Below are 18,715 nucleotides of genomic sequence, written 5' to 3'. Positions count from 1 at the left end.
CCTATTGTTTTTCCATCCGATAGATATAAAACTGATTGAGAATCCCCAAGGTCTCAAACTGATAACCCGTCACCATCGGCGGTAACGCCAACTCCGTGCGATAGATACTAAACAGCAAATAATTTTCCCGATCCGTATTGCTGTCGAGCAATTGTTGCAGTTGTGGCCGCGCCGTATCCAAGAGCGTATCGCCCAACGACTGACATTGTTGGGAAAATTGACGTAACTGCTCCGGCAAATCCTGACACAGATTGTCATTGAGGTACAGGGCTAATTGTTCCACCGCATAGTCCTCATAGGCACTGCGCCCCGGATTGGTCATCGTCAACCCCGCCCCTAGCACCCCGATAATAATCCCCGCACTCGTGACGGTAGCTTGCCATAATTTCATAAAAAACTGTCCTTGAAAAAAGTTACGACCGTTAATCCAGGCTTGCCCTAGTCCTGTGATCTGCCGTCTCAACCCTGTTCCCCATTGAATCCAACACCATTGATCAAAATTCCTCAATTACCTGTTATAATCTCTAATGGCATGGCGAGTGTAGCCAAGTGGTTAAGGCAGTGGTTTGTGGTACCACCATTCGCGGGTTCGATCCCCGTCATTCGCCCTCTTAATACCATAACGATTCAACACAGATCCGCAGATGGTCAAATCGAAATTTGCGCGATCTGGCCATAGGTTTTGAGATTTTCCCCCTGACCCAGATCCCTCGCATCAGGTTCCCATCCGGTCAAATCAGAGTTCTCTCTGCGGCAGTGCGGCTCAGAGTCTGGGGGCTTGCCTGGAAAAGTCGCTGCAAAATCATCAGGATTTCCCCCTCAGTCCCCCGAAAATAAGACATATCTGGCGATAATATCCGCCAATTGACCCTTGTCTCTTATCGGTCTGCTATGGTGACAACCCTTGCGCCCATCACATTGGATAACTACATCCACTACAGAAACAATACTGACACTCGCTACGAATTGGTGAATGGAGAACTAAGTCCCATGTCCATTGGAACCGGCCAACACGGCGAAATCATTGACTATCTCAATATGCAACTGCGGCTCGAAATCGAACGCCTCCAACAGGATTTGATTGTCAAGCCCATGGTGATCGGCTTGCAATCCCCTCGGAGCCACCAATGGTATACCGTTCGCATTCCTGATCTCTTCATTCTCCCCCGTCACCAATGGCGAGAACTCCACACCCGCGAAGCCGTCATTCGAGCCGGTGAGCCTGCGCCCTTACTGGTGATCGAAGTCGTCAGCGAAACCACCCGCAGCACCGACTACCGCACCAAACGCTCGGAATACAGCGTACTCAATATCCCGGAATATTGGATTGTCGATCCCCTCGAAGGCCAAATCAGTATCTTGACCCTCAGTGATGGCTGGTACGATGCCACCAAATTTGTGGGTGATACGGTGATCGATTCTCCGATGTTTCCAGACCTTCACCTCACCGTTTCCGATGTCATGCAAGGCGACTGTTGACAGTCCCTAAAGTCGCCGTTGCTTTTCATCCCTATGCTCAAGCCCAAGGGCTTTCAAGCTATCGTGGGTTTGTCGTAACGCCAAGCCCTACTCAGGAGTCCGTTAGAATGATTTTGCACTTGTTACGCAAACGCTACCTCAGACTCCGTGTTGGATTTGCCCCCTCTCTCTTTTCAGTTTGATTCGATCGATGCCGCCCTCGCTGATATTAAGGCGGGCCGCTCCGTGGTAGTTGTGGATGATGAAAATCGCGAAAATGAAGGCGATATCATTTGCGCTGCCCAGTTTGCCACCCCTGACATGATTAACTTCATGGCCGTTGAGGCGCGGGGGTTAATTTGTCTCGCGATGACGGGGGAACGGCTTGATCAGTTGGATTTGCCGCTGATGGTGACGAAAAATACCGACCCGAACCAAACGGCGTTTACGGTGAGTATTGATGCTGCGCCCCATTTGGGGGTGACTACAGGGATTTCGGCTGACGATCGCGCCAAAACCATTCAAATCGCCATTAACCCTGCCAGCCGTCCCGATGATTTGCGCCGTCCGGGTCACATTTTCCCGCTGCGGGCCAAACAGGGCGGCGTGTTAAAACGGGCGGGCCATACGGAAGCGGCGGTGGATTTGGCGCGGTTGGCGGGTCTGTATCCGGCGGGGGTGATTTGTGAGATTCAAAATCCCGATGGCTCGATGGCGCGGCTGCCGCAACTGTTTGACTATGCCCGTCAACATCAGTTGAAGCTGATTAGTATTGCGGACTTGATTAGCTATCGCCTCCAGCACGATCGCTTCGTCCATCGCGAATCGGTGTGTCAGTTTCCAAGCCAATTCGGCGATTTTCACCTCTACGCCTACCGCAATACCTTGGACAATACGGAACATATTGCGATCGTCAAAGGTGACCCGGCCCAGTTTCCGACGCAGCCGGTGTTGGTGCGGATGCATTCGGAATGTTTAACGGGGGATGCTTTGGGGTCGTTGCGGTGTGATTGTCGGATGCAGTTGCAAACGGCGTTGAAAATGATTGAAAGTGCGGGGGCGGGGGTGGTGGTGTACCTGCGCCAAGAGGGCCGGGGGATTGGCTTGGTGAATAAACTGAAGGCCTATTCCCTGCAAGATTTGGGGCTGGATACAGTGGAGGCTAATGAGCGGCTAGGGTTTCCGGCGGATCTGCGGGATTACGGTATGGGGGCGCAGATGTTGAATGATCTGGGCGTGCAGCAAATTCGTCTGATTACGAATAATCCCCGGAAGATTGCGGGGCTGAAGGGGTACGGGCTGGAGATGGTGGATCGCTTGCCGCTGTTGATTGAGGCGACGGACTACAATGCGGCGTATTTAGCGACGAAGGCGGAAAAGCTGGGTCATTTGCTGTTGCAGACCTATTTGGTGACGATCGCGATTACTTGGGTGGATCGGGTGCAGGGGGTACAAGAGCGGTATGAGTTGCTCGAAAAGCTGCGATCGCTGGCCACATCTGCCAATTTGATCCTCCAAGAAGAAGCGCGGCCGGTGGCGATCGCCCTCTTTGGCCGACCCTCCTTAGTGGCCCACCTTGGGTTTGATCAACCGGGACTGGCGACCGCAGACTGGTACAATGACCCTACCCATCCCTATCTTTTAGCCTTGGGACAATTGCTCGATCAGTTGGTGCTTTGGCCCCGCATTGATCAGTTACAATTCCTGCTCGCTACGGGCGAAGATCCCTTGATGAAATTACAAGTCAACCTGTCTCGCCATCAGGTTCCTGCCGGGCGATCGCCCTCTACGGTGTTGCAAGACCCCCTGGCCACCCAAACCATCTACGGGTTTGGTTGATGATTTTTTTTAATATTAAATTCAATATTTAATAACTGAATCTAATTCAAAATCCGACCTAGGGATCTTTGTAGGATTATGGGAAGATTAAACGTCCTTCACTAAGAGAGCAGGACTCTCCCCGCTAAAATGGCAACGGCAGCACCCCTTAAACGGCGATGAGTATTTCAAGCTCGGTCTTGGCGCAACTAATGCAGGTCTTACCAGACTGGCGGCCGCAGATGTTTTTTAAAACGTCATTGGTGGCGTTGTCCCATGCGATGGAAGATCAAGTTCTCGCCCATACCGACGGCCCCTTGATTATTGCCACCTTTCAACAGGAACGGTTTTATCGCCAAGAAGCCCACCGTTACCGTCGCATTGGTGAACAAAGCGATCAGGTCTATGTGTTGGCCGCCCCAGAAACAGACTTCAAGCATGGCTCTGGTCTTTATGAATCGGTTGCGTTTGATCCTAACGATGCTCTCAGCCAAGAATGGCATTTGGTGGTGATTGGCGATCGCTACGCCAACTGTCTCATTTGTCGAGAACGCACCACCCTTGAGCCGGAAACCCTCGGCTTGGATATGGATTCTAATCGCCGCTTTGAGGGGATTTGGACGTTTAATCGCCAAGCTAGTTGTGCCGCCGCCATCATCCTGCTCGATCGCATCCTCCACTACCGCCCTGAACTGACGGATAAAATCGCCGCCGCCAAGGCTCGCTATCTGAACAATAGTTGCGATCTCACCTTGGCGATCGCGGGGGCCGATGAATCACCCATCAACTACCCCGACCCCTTTGTGAATCGACTGGTGAGCTATCTCCAAGTGGGACAGTACAAGCTGATTAAAGCCTATCGCGCCATTGCCTCCCAAGAGCAAAAAGAACGCCTCATTCATCTGATGACCACCGCCATTCGGCGATCGCTTGACCCCGAAGAAATTCTTCAAGTCGCCGTTGAGCAACTGGGTCACGGCCTCGAAGCCTGCCGCTGCATCATTTACCGCTGTAGTGCCACGGACAATACCGCCACCATCAGCCATGAATTTCTCAACACCGATATCGGTTCCCTCCTGGGCAAAACCTGGGCCCTGACGGATAACGAACTGTTTCAACAGGTGGCGACTCAACTGGAATCTCTCTTTGTTCAAGATCTCAGCCCCGACAATCAAGCCATCACCGACGCGGTGCGCACCATGGCCCAACGCCATCACATTGGGTCTTGGTTGATGGTGCCGGTGTTTTATCAAGACCGCTTTTTGGGGATGATTGAACTGCACCAATGCCGGCCCGATCATCTGCCTTGGACGGGGGAGCAAATCAGTCTCGTAGAAGCGATCGCCAATCAAGTGGGCGTTGCCCTGATCCAAGCCGAAGCCTACGCCAACCTCGAAGACCTCAACGAACAACTGGCCGCCCTCGATCGCACCCGCTCCAACCTCGTCGCCATCACCGGCCACGAACTGCGCACCCCCCTCTCCACGATCCAAGTCTGCCTCGAAAGCCTTGCCACTGAACCGGACATGTCCCCGGAACTGCGCCAAGTCATGCTCAACACCGCCCTCGCCGATGCCGAACGGATGCGCAAGTTAATCCAAGACTTTCTCACCCTCTCCCAACTCGAAAGCGGCCGCGTTGAATGGAACCCCGAACCGCTGCTGATCGAAGAATGCGTTGAATTGGGGGTGAGCAATGTGCGATCGCGCTACCACGGCAGCCGCATCCCCAATATTGACATTCAACTCGCTCCCGACCTCCCCCTCGTCCAAGCCGATGGAGAATGGTTCGTCGAAGTCCTCGCCAAACTCCTCGACAACGCCTGTAAATTCACCCCCCCCGACGGCAACATCATCCTCGTCGCCCGCCAAGATCAAGCCGGACAAATCACCCTGTCCATCACCGATAACGGCCGCGGCATCGAACCCAACCGCCTCGAAACCGTCTTTGACCGGTTTTACCAAGAAGAAGGCGCTCTCCAACGCACCACCGGCGGCACGGGTCTCGGCCTCGCCATCTGTCGGCAAATCATTCAACGCTGGGGTGGACAAATCTGGGCCGAATCCAACGGTAAAGACCAAGGCAGTCGATTTAACTTCACCATTCCCATCGCCACCACCCTCCCCGTCACCCGTGTGCGATCGAGTTCCAATTCACCCCGGCGATCGCGCCGCACCTCCTAGCCCGTTTCCCTCATCCCCGAACAATCCCCTCAACCTGAACCGGCAACAAGCCCCGAATTGGGTTAAAACTATGCGATAATTTGTAACAAAGTTTTTAATATTCACAAAAACCACACCATGAGTCCAAGTGCTCACGAAGATCCGAGTACTGACAATCCGAGTGCTCAGGAAAAGACCCTCGCTGAACAAGCATCTCCCCAGTACGAATGCCTCAGTTGTGGCTACGTTTATGAACCGGAAAAAGGGGACAGCAACAACAACGTTGCCCCCGGTACAGAGTTCGTCGATCTGCCCGCAACCTGGAAATGTCCAGTCTGCGGCGTGCGTCGAACTCAATTCCGGAACATTGGCGCGGCCAATGCTCCCTCTGGTTTTCAAGAAAACCTGACCTATGGTTTTGGGGTTAACACCCTCACCCCCAATCAAAAAAACCTGCTCATTTTTGGAGCCTTGGCCGTGGGCGTGTTATTTTTCCTCAGTCTCTACGGGCTACGCTAACTGCGGCGTGCAACCCGGCCGATTTAACCGATGACCTTATGAACCTCATATTAAGTAAATTCAAGCAACTTCTCATAATTACCCTCCTCGCCATCTTCTGCGTGGCCTGTAGCAGTGTCCCTAGTATTAGCTCCAACCCCTGGCAGGTGATTGACCTCACCACTGAAGCCAGCCTCTATGATGTGGGCTTCACCGACAATCCAGACCATGGTTGGATCGTAGGCAGCCGGTCGAGCATTTTTGAAACCACCGACGGCGGCAAAACCTGGGAACCCCGGATCATTGACCTCGGCGAGGAAAAGGTGAGTTTTCTGTCGGTCAGTTTTGCCGGCCAAGAGGGCTGGATTGTCGGAAAACCGTCGATCCTTCTCCATACCAATGACGGCGGGGCCCATTGGACTCGCGTTATCCTCAGTAGTAAGCTCCCCGGCTCCCCCTATATGATTACGGCGCTCGGCCCGGACAGTGCTGAACTTGCCACGGATCTAGGGGCGATCTATCGCACCGATGACGGTGCCAATAATTGGCACGCCCTCGTGCAAGGGTCGGTCGGGGTGGTGCGGAATATGACGCGATCGCCCCAGGGTGACTATCTCGCCGTTTCCGCCAAAGGAAACTTCTACTCCACTTGGCATCCGGGGGATGATGAATGGGCTCCCCACCAGCGCACAAGCTCCCGTCGGCTTCAAAATATGGGCTTCATTGAGGACGGTCGGCAATGGCTCATCGCACGCGGTGGTCAGTTACAATTTTCACAACCGGATGCTGGGGCAGAGGATGAGGAATGGGGGGACGAAATTTACCCCGAATTTTCCACCAGTTGGGGACTACTGGATGTAGCCTACCGGACTCCGGATGAACTTTGGGTATCCGGCGGCAGTGGTAATCTCCTCGTCAGTTTTGATGAGGGGGAAACCTGGCAAAAAGATCGTCAGGTGGAAAGCGTCCCCGCTAATTTGTATCGCATCGTTTTTCTCGATGCAGACCATGGTTTCATCTTGGGCGATCGCGGCGCGTTACTGCGCTATGAACCCAGTGATGAAATCGCATAGTTCCATCGGAATCGTGCGTTCTCCGAACAAGCGATTCTTTATGGTGTACAGTAGACTTTAATGTTTGTCAAAGGAGACACTTTCACATGGCAGGACAAACCGGAGAACGGCCATTTACCGACATTGTCACCAGTATTCGTTACTGGGTGATCCATAGTATTACAATTCCGATGCTGTTTATTGCAGGGTGGCTGTTTGTCAGCACAGGACTGGCATACGATGCATTCGGTACTCCCCGTCCGAATGAATATTTCACCCAAGATCGTCAAGAAATGCCGATTGTGTCTGATCGCTATGACGCAACAAAGCAGATCGAAATTTTCAATAAATAGTCAACATCTCTATTCAAAAACAAGGGTTATAAACTATGACCAATCCGTCCGGAAACCAACCTGTAACCTATCCCATTTTTACAGTGCGCTGGTTAGCAGTTCACACCTTGGCTGTACCCTCGGTATTTTTCCTGGGTGCGATCGCCGCAATGCAATTTATTCAACGCTAGGAGGCCTCCATGGATCGTTCTAATAATCCCAACAAGCAACCCGTTGAACTCAACCGCACCTCCCTATTCTTAGGACTGCTGTTAATTTTCGTTTTGGGTGTTTTGTTTTCGAGCTACTTCTTTAACTAATCACAGTTTAGGATTTCAAATTAGGAGGATAGACAGATGTTTGCAGATGGGCGAATTCCCCTTTGGGTGGTTGGCGTTGTTGCCGGTATGGGTGCAATTGGTATTGTGGGGCTGTTCTTTTACGGTGCCTACGCCGGTTTGGGTTCCTCGTTGTAATTAACAGGCCGCCCGCCATCGATTGCACATTGCGACTTTAGATGGCACTCTACAGTTAAAACCCGCCGTTTTCCCAAGGGAGAGCGGCGGGTTTTGCCAATGTAGCAACGAGAACGAGGGTTAGGGCCACAGTAGATCTAGGAACAAGGGGCTGAAGCCCCTTGCCTGCCCCAACGATCTCTGCCACTGCTATACCAAGAACGATGACATCGGGAAGAAGCATTATTCGCCCCGATCATCATCATTCACGAGGATGGAAGCGCGATCGCACCACCTCAGCGTTGATGATTAATCTCCACTATCCGGGGAGGAATTCCGTTTTTTGGGAATGGGTTTAGCAACGCGGCTCGGCCCTCCCTCTCCCGGCTTAACCACTTTACTCGGCCGACTCGAATATCGCTTCTGAAAGCCGCCCCCCGGTTTCTTATCAAACTTTTTGCGGGGCTTGGGCTTGGGCATAAAGCCCATATCATTGGCTTCTTGAATCGCTAAATGTTGCCCGTCCCGGACTAAATGAATATCCCAAAAATGGCGCAGGGGTCGTTCTTCGGGCAACACGCCTTTGAGGTGGAGCTTAAAGGATTTTTTGCGCTTTTCCTCAGGATTGCGAGAGGTCTGCTGAATTTTAATAATCACCAACTCCTGTTCAGCAGAACAGAAAACCGCTTCCCCCCGCACGGAAAAATAACCATCCTCACAGCGTGGTTCCGAAGGACTCGGCGGGTCTACGGGCCGGAGCGGACGCTTGATTTTGGGATCTTCCGGGGTTTCACTGGCCTCGGCATCTTGTGGTTCTAAGCTTTCTGGGTTGGGGTGGAGTTTTTCCGGCTCCCAAACTCCCGCGATTTGCACATGGAGTTCTTCTTCCTGCTGACGGGTGCGCGGATAGACAACCCAAAGATGAGGTTTTTCGAGATCCAGGTGATTTTTGATCAAACTAATGACGCGCCCTAGGAGTACGGCATCAATTTCGCTCCCATCATCGGTGACCACCATGCCTTTGGTGTGTTGTTCCTCCGATGGGACATAGCGTCCATGGACTAGACCGATGGCCCGATACTGTCGTGGTTCACTCGGCGGCGGAATGGGCTGGGAGCGAGGGGGTTTGGTAGATGAGATGGATGTGGACTGTTCGACGGAGGCGGCTTGATTGTTCATTATCGTGCTAGATCCTAAGCTCGACAACTGGCGAGATACGCAACGGGTGTGAGGATCACAAAAGTTGTGATCGGGGAGCAAAGCGATCGCACCTCGACATGAGGTACGGGGAGCCAGTGTCTCCTGATGTCTCGAACCAGTGAAGAAGAGCCGTATGGGTACGGTCTCTCTCTACTTTACATGGTGAGTGAGAAAGTCCCCTGCGTGACTAGGGGGGTCTCACCATTGGTCGCATTGATTTTGATGGAAGACTGTCCATTGTTGTCATGATTGTACTTAATGCGGTTGATGGGGCGGGGAATCCGTATGATTTCACCGACAATTCCGTGCGCACGGTGGGGAGACCAGGGGAGTGTGGTGTTAACGCCGATCGTGGTTGAAGGATGATCCAACGGTACAATGATGAGACTGCTACCCTAGCAGGGTTGGGCCGATGGCCTCGCATCGACTAGGCTCTGATCAGGTGGGGTTAGACATCGCCTCATGCTGTTGGTGAGAGTCTCAGCATTCCGCTCAACCGGCGGAGCGGTCTCCTCAGGGGGTGCGCCAGATGTCCGTTTTTTATTCTGCGTTGTCTTAAAAATGGCTGTGAAAAAGACACAATCGCGTCGTCTGTGGGTCTATGTTGTTCTCGTCCTCATTTTGGTGGTTTTTGTGGGGGGGTCGCTCGTGCCCTTGGTGGGGCTGTGGCGCAATCGGTCTGTGCCAGCGCAGGTGACCCCATCGCCCACGCCCAACGCCGTGCCGGTGGTGGATAATGACCTGGCGGCGGAAGCGAAGGGCTATGAATTGGTACTAGAACGAGAGCCGGATAATGTGACGGCGTTGCGCGGGTTAGTGGAGGTGCGCGTCGAACAGGGGGATCTCGACGGCGCGATCGCACCCCTCGAACGTTTAGCCACCCTCGTCCCAGAGCAGCCGGATTATCTGCTGTTGTTGGGGCAAACCCGGCAGTATTTTGGCGATTTAGCCGGGGCCCTCCAAGCCTATGAAACCGCCTTGGATAACCATCCCGGCTACATTAAAGCCCTGCAAAGTATGGTGGCGCTCCAGTTGCAACAAGACCGTCCGGAATGGGCGATCGGCCTGCTGCAAACGACCTTAAAAACCGCCGCCCAAGCCAACGCCGCCCAACCCAATTCGATTGATGTGGCTTCGGTGCAAATGTTGCTCGGACGGGTCTATGAACAGCAAGAACGCTTAACGGAAGCGCTCGCGGTTTACGATCAAGTCATTGCCAAGGATGCCGAGGATTTTCGGCCGGTATGGGCGAAGGCGGAAATTTTCAACGCCCAAGGCCGCACCGAAGATGCCCAAACCCTCTACAGTTTGGCCCTGTCTCTCGCCCCGCCGCGCTATAAAGACCCGATTAAACGCAGTGCAGCGGCGATCGCGGATCAAGCGCCTGCCGATGTTGATGCATCGAGGGGCGAGACTCCAGAGACTCCAACTGTGGATGAGAGCGACCCGAATGGGGATAGCACCGACTAATCCATGGCGCAGGGGGACGGATCAGAGCACGGAGATCAACAGCAGGCGATCGCATCTTGGGACTTGGATGATCGCAATAGTAATACCCTCTGTGGGTCAATGTTGGTGCAAACCTTGGCGGCACGGGGCTTGCGGCAGGCGGTAATCTGTCCCGGCTCCCGTTCGACTCCCTTGGCGGTGGCGTTTGCGGCCTGTAAAACCGTGGCGACGCTGCCCTGTTTAGATGAGCGATCGGCGGCTTTTTTTGCCTTGGGCGTGGCGAAGCGATCGCGCCGTCCCGTCGCCTTGGTTTGCACCTCCGGCACGGCGGGCGCAAATTTCTATCCAGCGGTGATTGAAGCCGCGATGACGGGGGTTCCCCTCCTGATCCTAACGGCAGATCGTCCCCCGGAATTGCGCCATTGCCACGCGGGCCAAGCCATTGATCAGTTGAAACTGTTCGGTTCCTATCCCAATTGGCACATGGAATTCCCGATTCCTAGCCCGGATGTGGAGATTGTGCGATCGTGGCGACAGATGACCCACCACGCCTGGGATCGCGCCCTTTACCCCCATCCCGGCGTTGTGCATCTCAATTTACCCTTCCGCGAACCCCTCGCCCCCACGCGACAACCGGAACTCGCCGCCCAAGTGGCCCAATGGTCGCTGGATGGGACACCCCCACCGCCCGCGCCCACCCATGCCCCGACTGCGATCGCACTGCCCCCCCATCCCCCCGCCGAGGGTGTGATTATTGCCGGTCTCGCCGAACCCGCCGACCCGGTGGCCTACTGTCGGGCGGTGGCACGCCTCGCCGCCACCCTCCACTATCCGGTGCTGGCCGAGGGTCTGTCCCCCCTGCGTCACCATGCCGCCCTCAATCCCCAGTTAATCAGCCATTATGATTTGATTCTGCGCGATCGCACCTTAGCCCACGATCTCGCGCCCCGGTGGGTGATTCAACTGGGGGAACTGCCCACGAGCAAAATCCTACGGCAATGGCTCACCGCCACCGATGCCCCCCGTTGGATTCTCGACCCACGCCCCGATAATTTTGACCCCCTCCACGGCCATAGCCACCCTCTGCACGTTGCGATCGAACAGATTAACTACACCACCCCCACCTTGACCGTCAGCCCTTATCTCTCCCAGTGGCAGCAGGCGGAAACGGCGGCGCGTCAATACCTCGATCGCACCCTTGCGGCCACAGAACCCCTAATCGCGGCGAAAGTGCCCTGGATTTTGGCCCACCACTTGCCGCCCCAGACCCCGATTTTGATTGCCAATAGTATGGCGGTGCGGGATGTGGAAACGTTTTGGCCACCGAGCGATCGCGGCATTGTCCCCTATTTCAATCGGGGGGCTAATGGCATCGATGGTACGCTATCTACCGCCTTGGGCATTGCCCAGGATCATCGCCCCACGGTCTTGCTGACGGGGGATTTAGCCTTGCTCCACGACACGAACGGGTTTCTGTTAACGCCCCAGTTCACGGGCAGTCTCACAATTGTGGTGGTGAATAATGACGGGGGCGGTATTTTTGAACAGTTGGCGATCGCGGCCTACGATCCCCCCTTTACTGAATTTTTCGTCACCCCCCAACGGGTCAACTTCGCCCACCTCTGCGCCGCCTATCACATCACCTATCACCGGATTACCGATTGGGACAACCTGGCGCAGCATCTCACCGCCCCCGTTCCTCCTGGTATCCGCCTGCTGGAAATTCCCACCCAGCGCCGCACCGATGCCCAGGTGCGCCGTCAATGGCTCCAGAATTGGCCGGGCTGTTAAGGGGTGAACAGGAGCGGGCTGCTGGCGAGTTCACCATGATCATTGAGCCGCCAATTTTCCACGGCCACGGTTTGGCCCTGGTGTACCGACAGAATTAGATAATCGTAGTCCGGCCAGGCAATCGCCCGGTCAAACTCCGAAGGGATGGCGGGATGGTCGGGGTGGGAATGGTAGATACCGATGATCGTGAGGTGGCGATCGCTGGCCTGCCGCTGCACCCGGAGCAAGTCTGCTGGCGCGATCGCAAAATTCCGCCGCCGACTGTCCGACCGGGGTTCCGACGCGACGGCCGCGAGGGATTCGGTCACCGCAGCCCGTCCCCACACATTCACCAAGGGCACAACCTCAATGACCGGTGCGATCGCCTCTCCCCGTCCCACCAACACCCCACAGCATTCCTCTGGATAGGTGGCGGCTCCATGGGCGCAGAGGGTATCGTATTGCAGCGTTGACAGTGATAGTCCCATCGCAACGGATCACCCTTAGCGCACCGGAACGAGGCGCGTCACCGTTAAGGTAAATTCACCGCCGCCGGTATCGCCAAAGGAGCGCACCCGCACGATATAGGTTCCGGCCTCCTTAATTCGCGTGAACAGCAGCGAATCCGTGCCGCCGCCCGGTGCATCGTCGTTATCGCCGAGGGGTGTGCCGTCGGGGTTGAGCAGCAGCACAATCGGGTCAAACTCATTGGAGACGAGATCAATCGCTACATTATCCCCCGGTTGCAGATTCACTTCATAATCCCGGAAGAACCCCCCGTCGCCCGTGGGAATGTCTTGATCTGTCAGTACATCGGAGAAATCCTGGCCAGAGGTGAGGGTAGGCCGTTGACATTGCTGTTTTTGTTGAACAGTGGATTTTGCGGTGGGGCCACAGAATGCGCCCGCCAGTGCTGGGGGGGTGAGAGCGCCCAACCCCAATGCAGCGATACCCGTCAACAACGCTAGGGGTAGGGGACGATTGAACGCAGATTTCATAGGTTTGATTTTGGTGCCGTATGCCTTAACCCGTTTATTATGTCCCACGAATTCGGCACTGTGCCAGATTCAGTGATTAAGGTTTACATCGGCGAATTCTGCCGACCGTTGTTCCTGGGCCGCTAGTGGTGAACTACAGTGAGTTGAAGGGGGCTGTTCCCGATCGCCGAGACGGCTCACCGGATCAGCATTACGTTTATTATTTAACGCTTCAGGGAAGGAGAACGCTCATGGGTATTGCATTTGGACGCGCTGAATGTGGTGAATTAGCGATCGCTGAACAGCGGGAATGGCTCGTCACCAACGGCACGGGCAGTTTCGCCGCTGGCACGATCGCCGGCCTGCTCACCCGTCGCTACCATGGCCTGCTGATCGCCGCCCTCAACCCGCCCCTAGGCCGTACCCTCTTGGTCAGCAAGGTAGACACCAGCATTCAATACGGCGGCCACACCTTTCCCCTCTTCACCAATCGCTGGGCCGACCAAACCATCGACCCCCACGGCTATCTCCACCTCGAACAATTTCACCTCGAAGGCACAACCCCCGTCTGGAGTTATGCCTGTGCCGATGTGCGCCTCGAACAACGGATCTGGATGGAACCGGGCCAAAACACGACCTATATCCGCTACAGCGTCCGCCATGCCAGTGAACCCGTTGCCTTGACATTAAAACCCTTTGTCAATTACCGCGATTTCCACGGCGATACCCACACCGACGATTGGCCGATGGAGATCACGCCCCACGACCAGGGCTTACAAATTACGGCATTTCAGGGAGCGACACCATTCGCCCTCGTGATGACCAGCGAAGGGACCGCGCCCCAGTGGTCGATTCGGCCCGCGTGGCATCAGGATTTTGATCTGGCCCAAGAGCGGTATCGGGGGTTAACCGATGCCGAAGATCACCTCAATCCGGCCTTGGTCAGTGTGACGCTGCAAACTGGGGAATCCTGCACCTTGATTTTGACCACCAACGCCAACCCTGACCTCAACATCACCGCCGCCTGGGAACGACGGACAACCTACGAGCGGGAGGTGCTTGAACCTTGGCGATCGCTCCCCCTCCCCCATCGTTCCGAGATTGAACCCCTCATCTTGGCGGCGGATCAGTTTATTGTGGCGCGATCGCTCCCTGACCAACCCGACGGCAAAACGGTGATCGCTGGGTATCCCTGGTTTGGCGACTGGGGACGGGACACGATGATCAGCCTACCCGGCCTCACCCTCAGCACCGAACGGCCGGCGATCGCCCGTCAACTCCTGCGCACCTTCGCCCAATACCTCGACCACGGGATGCTGCCGAACCTCTTCCCCGACGGCACGAACGCCCCCCAATACAACACCGTCGATGCAATCCTCTGGTACTTCGAGGCCCTCCGCGCCTACTATACCCACACCGAAGACCAAGACCTGATCGCCGAACTCTTCCCCGCCCTCGTGGAGGTGATCGATTGGCACATCCACGGCACGCGCTACAGCATCAAGGTTGACCCCAAAGACGGCCTGCTCTACGCCGGAGAACCGGGAGAACAACTCACCTGGATGGATGCAAAGGTGGATGATTGGGTCGTCACGCCGCGCATCGGTAAACCCATCGAAGTCAATGCCCTCTGGTATAACGCCCTCGTGATCATGCAGTATTTCGGGCAATTGTTGGGGGAACCGGTGCAGGTCTATCAAGAGATGGCCCAACAAACAGTAATCGGGTTTAATCGGTTTTGGAACTACCAAACGGGCTATTGTTTCGATGTGCTCGACACACCGACGGGCAATGATTCCACCCTGCGCCCCAACCAAATTTTTGCGGTGTCGCTGCCGAGTCAACTTTCGGCGATCGGGGGATTGCCGCTGTTACTCCCCCGCGAACAAAAATTAATCGTCGATACCGTGGCGCGATCGCTCCTCACCTCCCACGGCTTACGCTCCCTCGCCCCCAATCATCCCGACTATGTGGGCATCTATGGGGGCGATCGCCTCCAACGGGACGGCTCCTACCACCAAGGCACAGTCTGGGGTTGGCTCCTCGGTCACTACGTCCAAGCCCATCTCGCCGTCTATGGCGATCGCGCCCAAGCCCAAGCCCTCCTCACCCCAATGCTCCACCACCTCAACGCCGCTTGTGTCGGCAGCCTCAGCGAAATCTTCGACGGTGATGCCCCCTTTACCCCCCGTGGTGCGATCGCCCAAGCCTGGACAGTGGCGGAAGTGCTGCGGGTGTGGCGTGTATTGGCAACCCATTAAACCCACCCACGCCCGCTAGACTAGAACAGTGGTGAATCCTGCGCAGCAACGATGGTCATCCAAGCTCTCCCTCACGCTCAACCCCTCCAACTCCAGCTTCCCCAGGCGTTAACCCTGCATGTGACACTGGAGCAGTTTGCTCTGCTGGCAGCGGCCAATCGTGACCTTCATCTTGAAAGAACGGCAACCGGAGAATTAATTGTGAATCCTCCCACGGGTGGCAATACGGGTCATCGTAACCTCAGCATCACGGGTCAACTCAGTGTTTGGTTTGAGGCGAACGATACTCTCGGTCGAGCGTTTGACTCGTCCACCGGATTTGCACTCCCCAATGGTGCGAACCGTTCTCCTGATGCGGCTTGGGTACGGTGCGATCGCTGGGATGCCCTCACTCCTGAACAGCAGGATGGATTTATTCCCTTGTGCCCGGATTTTGTCATTGAGTTGCGCTCTAAAACCGACAACCTCCAGGCCTGGTTGACTGACAAAACTTAGTCAGGGTCATACTGGTATGTGCGTATGTTGAACTCGATTTGATAGGTGCGACGGTCGTGTTGTTTTCGAGAAGCCATAGCGGGTTCAGGGTCACGAGCCTGGGTAAAACAGACCGTCCTAATGAGCTGCCAACCTTGCTCCAAAGCGGTTTTGATCCAGTCCCAACCGATGCGGAAATAGCTGTTGCCACGAAACCAGTGGGGGTCTACCCGGCGACGGTCTCCGGACTCCACCACCACGACCCCTTGAGCCGTGACATAGAGCGTCGCGACCGCGAGGAGGAACCAGAGGCGAGACAGAGCGCAGACGGAGCGCAGTTCTGATTTCTGGAGATTCCAACCGCTAGATTGGTCATCGAGAAACGCTTCCTCGATATCAAAGCGCAAGCCATATTCGCGGAACGTCTGTAGGTTAGTGGGTTCATCACTGACGATTGCCCAAAACTCACCATTGATGTTGTTGTAGCCAAGGGCAACATGAACCGGTCCGTACCACTCCTGCTTGTGGAGTTTGACGGTGTGTAGACAAAGGGCTTCCCCCCGTTGGAGATGGAAGTCTTTCAATTGCTGCCAGCCTTTACCAGCCCGCCAGAGCCAGGTGTTGCGCTTGAGACGAATGCGATAGTGCCAGCCCAACTCTTGACTGAGCATCTGCATCGCCTTGAGGTGGACAAAGCCTCGGTCGGCCAGCAACACCACCTTCACCCCTTGGGGCAATCGGTTCGCGCCTTGGTAGAGCAGCTCTCGATAGTCGCTGAAAGCGATGGAGGCACTTTTGTGTTCCAATACTCGCCACACCACGGTTAAGGCTCGGCCTCGATGCACCACAGCCAAACGCACCAGGCAATAGTTGTCCCAGTACATTGAGGTGTCTAAGCTCAGATACAAACAGTCCTCATTCCAAGTGGCAAGCGCTGCTTGAATCAGCGGTTTGTACAGCCGATGGACATTGATGCGACTGTTGTGTAGCCAGCGGCTGACCCGACGTTGCTTGCTTTGAGCTTGGTGCCCACGACAAGGCAGGTAGGGTAGCCAGCGGGTTAGGTTGACTTCACCGCGCTGAATCAAGGCGGCTACCATCCACACACAGGTGGTCAGATGCGCCCGATGTGCCCAGGACACCGATTGACTCAGCCAAGGGGCTAAGGCATCGTAGAGGGGGGAGTTTTTTTCACAGCGTTCGTTGTTTTGAGTGGTATCTAAGCTTAGAACGCTGGCTCCCCTGTTATGACCTCGACCCCTGAAAAACCCTCTCAGTCAAGACTTCGACTTCTAACTCTCAACTTTTGTCAGTCAACCAGCCTCCAGGCACTCCGAGCAAAGATGCAGGAATATCTAGAGAATGGGACGCAGTTGGGCTGGTTGATTGACCCGAAAAACAAGCGGGTGGACATTTATCGTCCGGGTCAAGCGGTTGAGGTGTTAGACCATCCAATCGCATTGTCTGGAGATCCAATTTTGCCAGGGTTTACGCTGGTACTAAAGCGGGTTTGGGCATGAAGAAAATACGGTTTACTGAACTTAGCGAGGACTGACTGTTTACAGTCGATCCAGCGGACTTTGAACCCCACGCCCCCCACGATTGAGAACATGGGTATAGATCATCGTTGTTTTCACATCTTTACGTCCGAGCAATTCCTGAACAGTACGGATGTCATAGCCACTTTGCAAAAGATGAGTGGCAAAACTATGTCGAAAAGTATGGCAACTCACTCTTTTCTCCACAGTTGATTGTCTAACTGCATTTTTTAAGGTTTTCTGGATTTTGCTTTCGCTTAAATAATGTCGTTGCGTTACCCCTGAGCGCGGATCTTGAGAGAACGAATAGGACGGAAACACATATTGCCAAATCCATTCATGATCGGCCTTGGGATATTTTCTTGCCAGGGCAAAGGGCAGATACACAGAGCCATACCCTCGCTCTAGATCCTGTTGATGCAGTTGACGAGCGCTTTTGAGGTGGATCTGTAGAGGAGCTTGTACGCTTTGGGGCAAAGGGGTCACTCGGTCTTCGTTACCTTTGGTATCTCGGATGATGAACTGGTGCTGAGCAAAATCCACGTCTTTAATACGCAGGTTTAACGCCTCCGCCAAGCGCAAGCCACTGCCATAGAGCAATTGAATCACCAGCCGCTCTACTCCGGTCAGATGTTGAATTATTTTTTGGACTTCTTCCGGGGTGAGAACAGTGGGCAACCGTTTGGGGCGCTTGGCTTTCAAGAAATCTCGAACATTGCCTAACTCAATCTGAAGGACATTTCGATAGAGGAACAGTAGTGCGCTCAGGGCTTGATTCTGTGTTGAGGCGGCAACTTGACCTTCCACTGCAAGATGAGTCAGGAATTCTTGAATCTCTGGCACGCCCATTTCGCGAGGGGGACGCTTGTTGTGAAAGCGCAAGTACCGCTTAATCCAATCGATGTACGTTTGCTCAGTACGGTAGGAGTAGTGTTTGAGGCGGATCACCTCTCGAACCACGTCTAACAATTTCTTTGGCGGTTGGGGAGTATTCATCGGGACAAACAAATCCGTATAAAACGCTCATACGGGGATTATACGGAAAATTTCCGTATAATCCCCTCTCTTGGGGTGTTATGCAGATGAAATCTTAAGAAAATCTCTATACGGGTGATTAGATGGAAAAAATCCGTATAATTCATAGTTGGGCTGCTTCATATCCTGGTGAGGACAGTAGTTTGAAGATTGTTGACGAGAGTGAGAGATTGACTAGTTCAAAATACGTGCGCTGTCATAGCCCAAGCTATTCAGTGGTTATAATTAATACCAGA

General features: G+C 54.5%; 18 protein-coding genes, 1 tRNA gene and 2 pseudogenes. 15 read left to right on the top strand and 6 right to left on the bottom strand.

Going from position 1 to position 18,715, the window contains the following annotated elements:
- Window position 1 precedes the first annotated feature (1 nt).
- Window positions 2-391 (bottom strand): DUF4359 domain-containing protein, encoded by a 390-nt coding sequence (locus tag SPI6313_RS11965; protein ID WP_072621207.1) that lies wholly within the window; start codon window positions 389-391, stop codon window positions 2-4.
- A 144-nt stretch (window positions 392-535) separates the two neighbouring features.
- Here SPI6313_RS11965 and SPI6313_RS11960 point away from each other — a divergent pair.
- From SPI6313_RS11960 to SPI6313_RS11915, 10 genes are all read left to right on the top strand, one after another.
- Window positions 536-608 (top strand) — tRNA-His (locus SPI6313_RS11960).
- A 283-nt stretch (window positions 609-891) separates the two neighbouring features.
- Window positions 892-1,479 carry a Uma2 family endonuclease gene (locus SPI6313_RS11955; RefSeq protein WP_072621206.1) on the top strand — a complete coding sequence of 196 codons (588 nt, stop codon included), beginning with the start codon at window positions 892-894 and terminating at the stop codon, window positions 1,477-1,479.
- Between the two features lie 156 nt (window positions 1,480-1,635).
- Window positions 1,636-3,297, top strand: a complete 1,662-nt coding sequence (gene ribBA / locus SPI6313_RS11950; RefSeq protein ID WP_217650583.1) for a bifunctional 3,4-dihydroxy-2-butanone-4-phosphate synthase/GTP cyclohydrolase II — start codon at window positions 1,636-1,638, stop codon at window positions 3,295-3,297.
- 158 nt (window positions 3,298-3,455) lie between these two features.
- Window positions 3,456-5,459, top strand: a complete 2,004-nt coding sequence (locus SPI6313_RS11945; protein ID WP_072621205.1) for a DICT sensory domain-containing protein — start codon at window positions 3,456-3,458, stop codon at window positions 5,457-5,459.
- 117 nt (window positions 5,460-5,576) lie between these two features.
- Window positions 5,577-5,957 carry a rubredoxin gene (locus SPI6313_RS11940; RefSeq protein ID WP_072621204.1) on the top strand — a complete coding sequence of 127 codons (381 nt, stop codon included), beginning with the start codon at window positions 5,577-5,579 and terminating at the stop codon, window positions 5,955-5,957.
- A 38-nt stretch (window positions 5,958-5,995) separates the two neighbouring features.
- Entirely contained in the window at window positions 5,996-7,009 is a 1,014-nt protein-coding gene (locus tag SPI6313_RS11935) for a photosynthesis system II assembly factor Ycf48 (protein ID WP_072621203.1), read from the top strand.
- 86 nt (window positions 7,010-7,095) lie between these two features.
- A complete protein-coding gene (gene psbE / locus SPI6313_RS11930) occupies window positions 7,096-7,341 on the top strand; it encodes a cytochrome b559 subunit alpha (protein WP_072621202.1) in 246 nt (81 codons plus the stop codon).
- A gap of 35 nt (window positions 7,342-7,376) precedes the next feature.
- On the top strand, window positions 7,377-7,511 hold the full coding sequence (gene psbF / locus SPI6313_RS11925; protein WP_072621201.1) for a cytochrome b559 subunit beta: 135 nt from the start codon (window positions 7,377-7,379) through the stop codon (window positions 7,509-7,511).
- Window positions 7,512-7,520: 9 nt separating this feature from the next.
- A complete protein-coding gene (psbL, locus tag SPI6313_RS11920) occupies window positions 7,521-7,640 on the top strand; it encodes a photosystem II reaction center protein PsbL (RefSeq protein ID WP_072621200.1) in 120 nt (39 codons plus the stop codon).
- Between the two features lie 36 nt (window positions 7,641-7,676).
- Window positions 7,677-7,796, top strand: coding sequence for a photosystem II reaction center protein J (locus SPI6313_RS11915; RefSeq protein WP_072621199.1), 120 nt, complete (start codon window positions 7,677-7,679; stop codon window positions 7,794-7,796).
- Between the two features lie 288 nt (window positions 7,797-8,084).
- Here the strand turns inward: SPI6313_RS11915 and SPI6313_RS11910 are convergent, their stop codons facing one another.
- Window positions 8,085-8,954: a hypothetical protein gene (locus SPI6313_RS11910; RefSeq protein ID WP_072621198.1), complete on the bottom strand. Its 870-nt coding sequence runs from the start codon at window positions 8,952-8,954 to the stop codon at window positions 8,085-8,087.
- 588 nt (window positions 8,955-9,542) lie between these two features.
- Between SPI6313_RS11910 and SPI6313_RS11905 the strand changes: the two genes are divergently transcribed.
- Both SPI6313_RS11905 and menD read left to right on the top strand, forming a co-directional pair.
- Window positions 9,543-10,445 carry a tetratricopeptide repeat protein gene (locus SPI6313_RS11905; protein WP_245788726.1) on the top strand — a complete coding sequence of 301 codons (903 nt, stop codon included), beginning with the start codon at window positions 9,543-9,545 and terminating at the stop codon, window positions 10,443-10,445.
- Between the two features lie 3 nt (window positions 10,446-10,448).
- On the top strand, window positions 10,449-12,215 hold the full coding sequence (gene menD, locus SPI6313_RS11900) for a 2-succinyl-5-enolpyruvyl-6-hydroxy-3-cyclohexene-1-carboxylic-acid synthase (protein ID WP_072621196.1): 1,767 nt from the start codon (window positions 10,449-10,451) through the stop codon (window positions 12,213-12,215).
- On the opposite strand, the gene SPI6313_RS11895 is transcribed toward menD, so the two are convergent.
- Window positions 12,212-12,682 (bottom strand): M67 family metallopeptidase, encoded by a 471-nt coding sequence (locus SPI6313_RS11895; RefSeq protein ID WP_072621195.1) that lies wholly within the window; start codon window positions 12,680-12,682, stop codon window positions 12,212-12,214. The two genes, menD and SPI6313_RS11895, sit on opposite strands and share 4 nt — an antisense overlap.
- A 15-nt stretch (window positions 12,683-12,697) precedes the next feature.
- Complete coding sequence (locus SPI6313_RS22930) at window positions 12,698-13,192, bottom strand: PPC domain-containing protein (RefSeq protein ID WP_072621194.1); 495 nt, start codon at window positions 13,190-13,192, stop codon at window positions 12,698-12,700.
- Window positions 13,193-13,422: 230 nt separating this feature from the next.
- Between SPI6313_RS22930 and SPI6313_RS11885 the strand changes: the two genes are divergently transcribed.
- Together SPI6313_RS11885 and SPI6313_RS11880 are read left to right on the top strand one after the other, a co-directional pair.
- Window positions 13,423-15,432, top strand: a complete 2,010-nt coding sequence (locus SPI6313_RS11885) for an amylo-alpha-1,6-glucosidase (RefSeq protein WP_072621193.1) — start codon at window positions 13,423-13,425, stop codon at window positions 15,430-15,432.
- Window positions 15,433-15,483: 51 nt separating this feature from the next.
- Window positions 15,484-15,903, top strand: a pseudogene (locus tag SPI6313_RS11880) (Uma2 family endonuclease); the annotation flags it as partial.
- Between the two features lie 20 nt (window positions 15,904-15,923).
- On the opposite strand, the gene SPI6313_RS24015 reads toward SPI6313_RS11880, so the two are convergent.
- Window positions 15,924-17,048: a transposase gene (locus tag SPI6313_RS24015; protein WP_217650582.1), complete on the bottom strand. Its 1,125-nt coding sequence runs from the start codon at window positions 17,046-17,048 to the stop codon at window positions 15,924-15,926.
- Between the two features lie 177 nt (window positions 17,049-17,225).
- Here SPI6313_RS24015 and SPI6313_RS24780 point away from each other — a divergent pair.
- Window positions 17,226-17,426, top strand: a pseudogene (locus SPI6313_RS24780) (Uma2 family endonuclease); the annotation flags it as partial.
- 39 nt (window positions 17,427-17,465) lie between these two features.
- Here the strand turns inward: SPI6313_RS24780 and SPI6313_RS11865 are convergent.
- Complete coding sequence (locus tag SPI6313_RS11865; protein WP_072621192.1) at window positions 17,466-18,440, bottom strand: integron integrase; 975 nt, start codon at window positions 18,438-18,440, stop codon at window positions 17,466-17,468.
- Window positions 18,441-18,715: the final 275 nt, after the last annotated feature.

It is taken from the genome of Spirulina major PCC 6313 (assembly GCF_001890765.1).
Lineage (GTDB): Bacteria > Cyanobacteriota > Cyanobacteriia > Cyanobacteriales > Spirulinaceae > Spirulina > Spirulina major.
The sequence above is the reverse complement of the archived record's forward strand: the minus strand, read 5'-3'. Positions and strand labels throughout refer to the sequence as shown.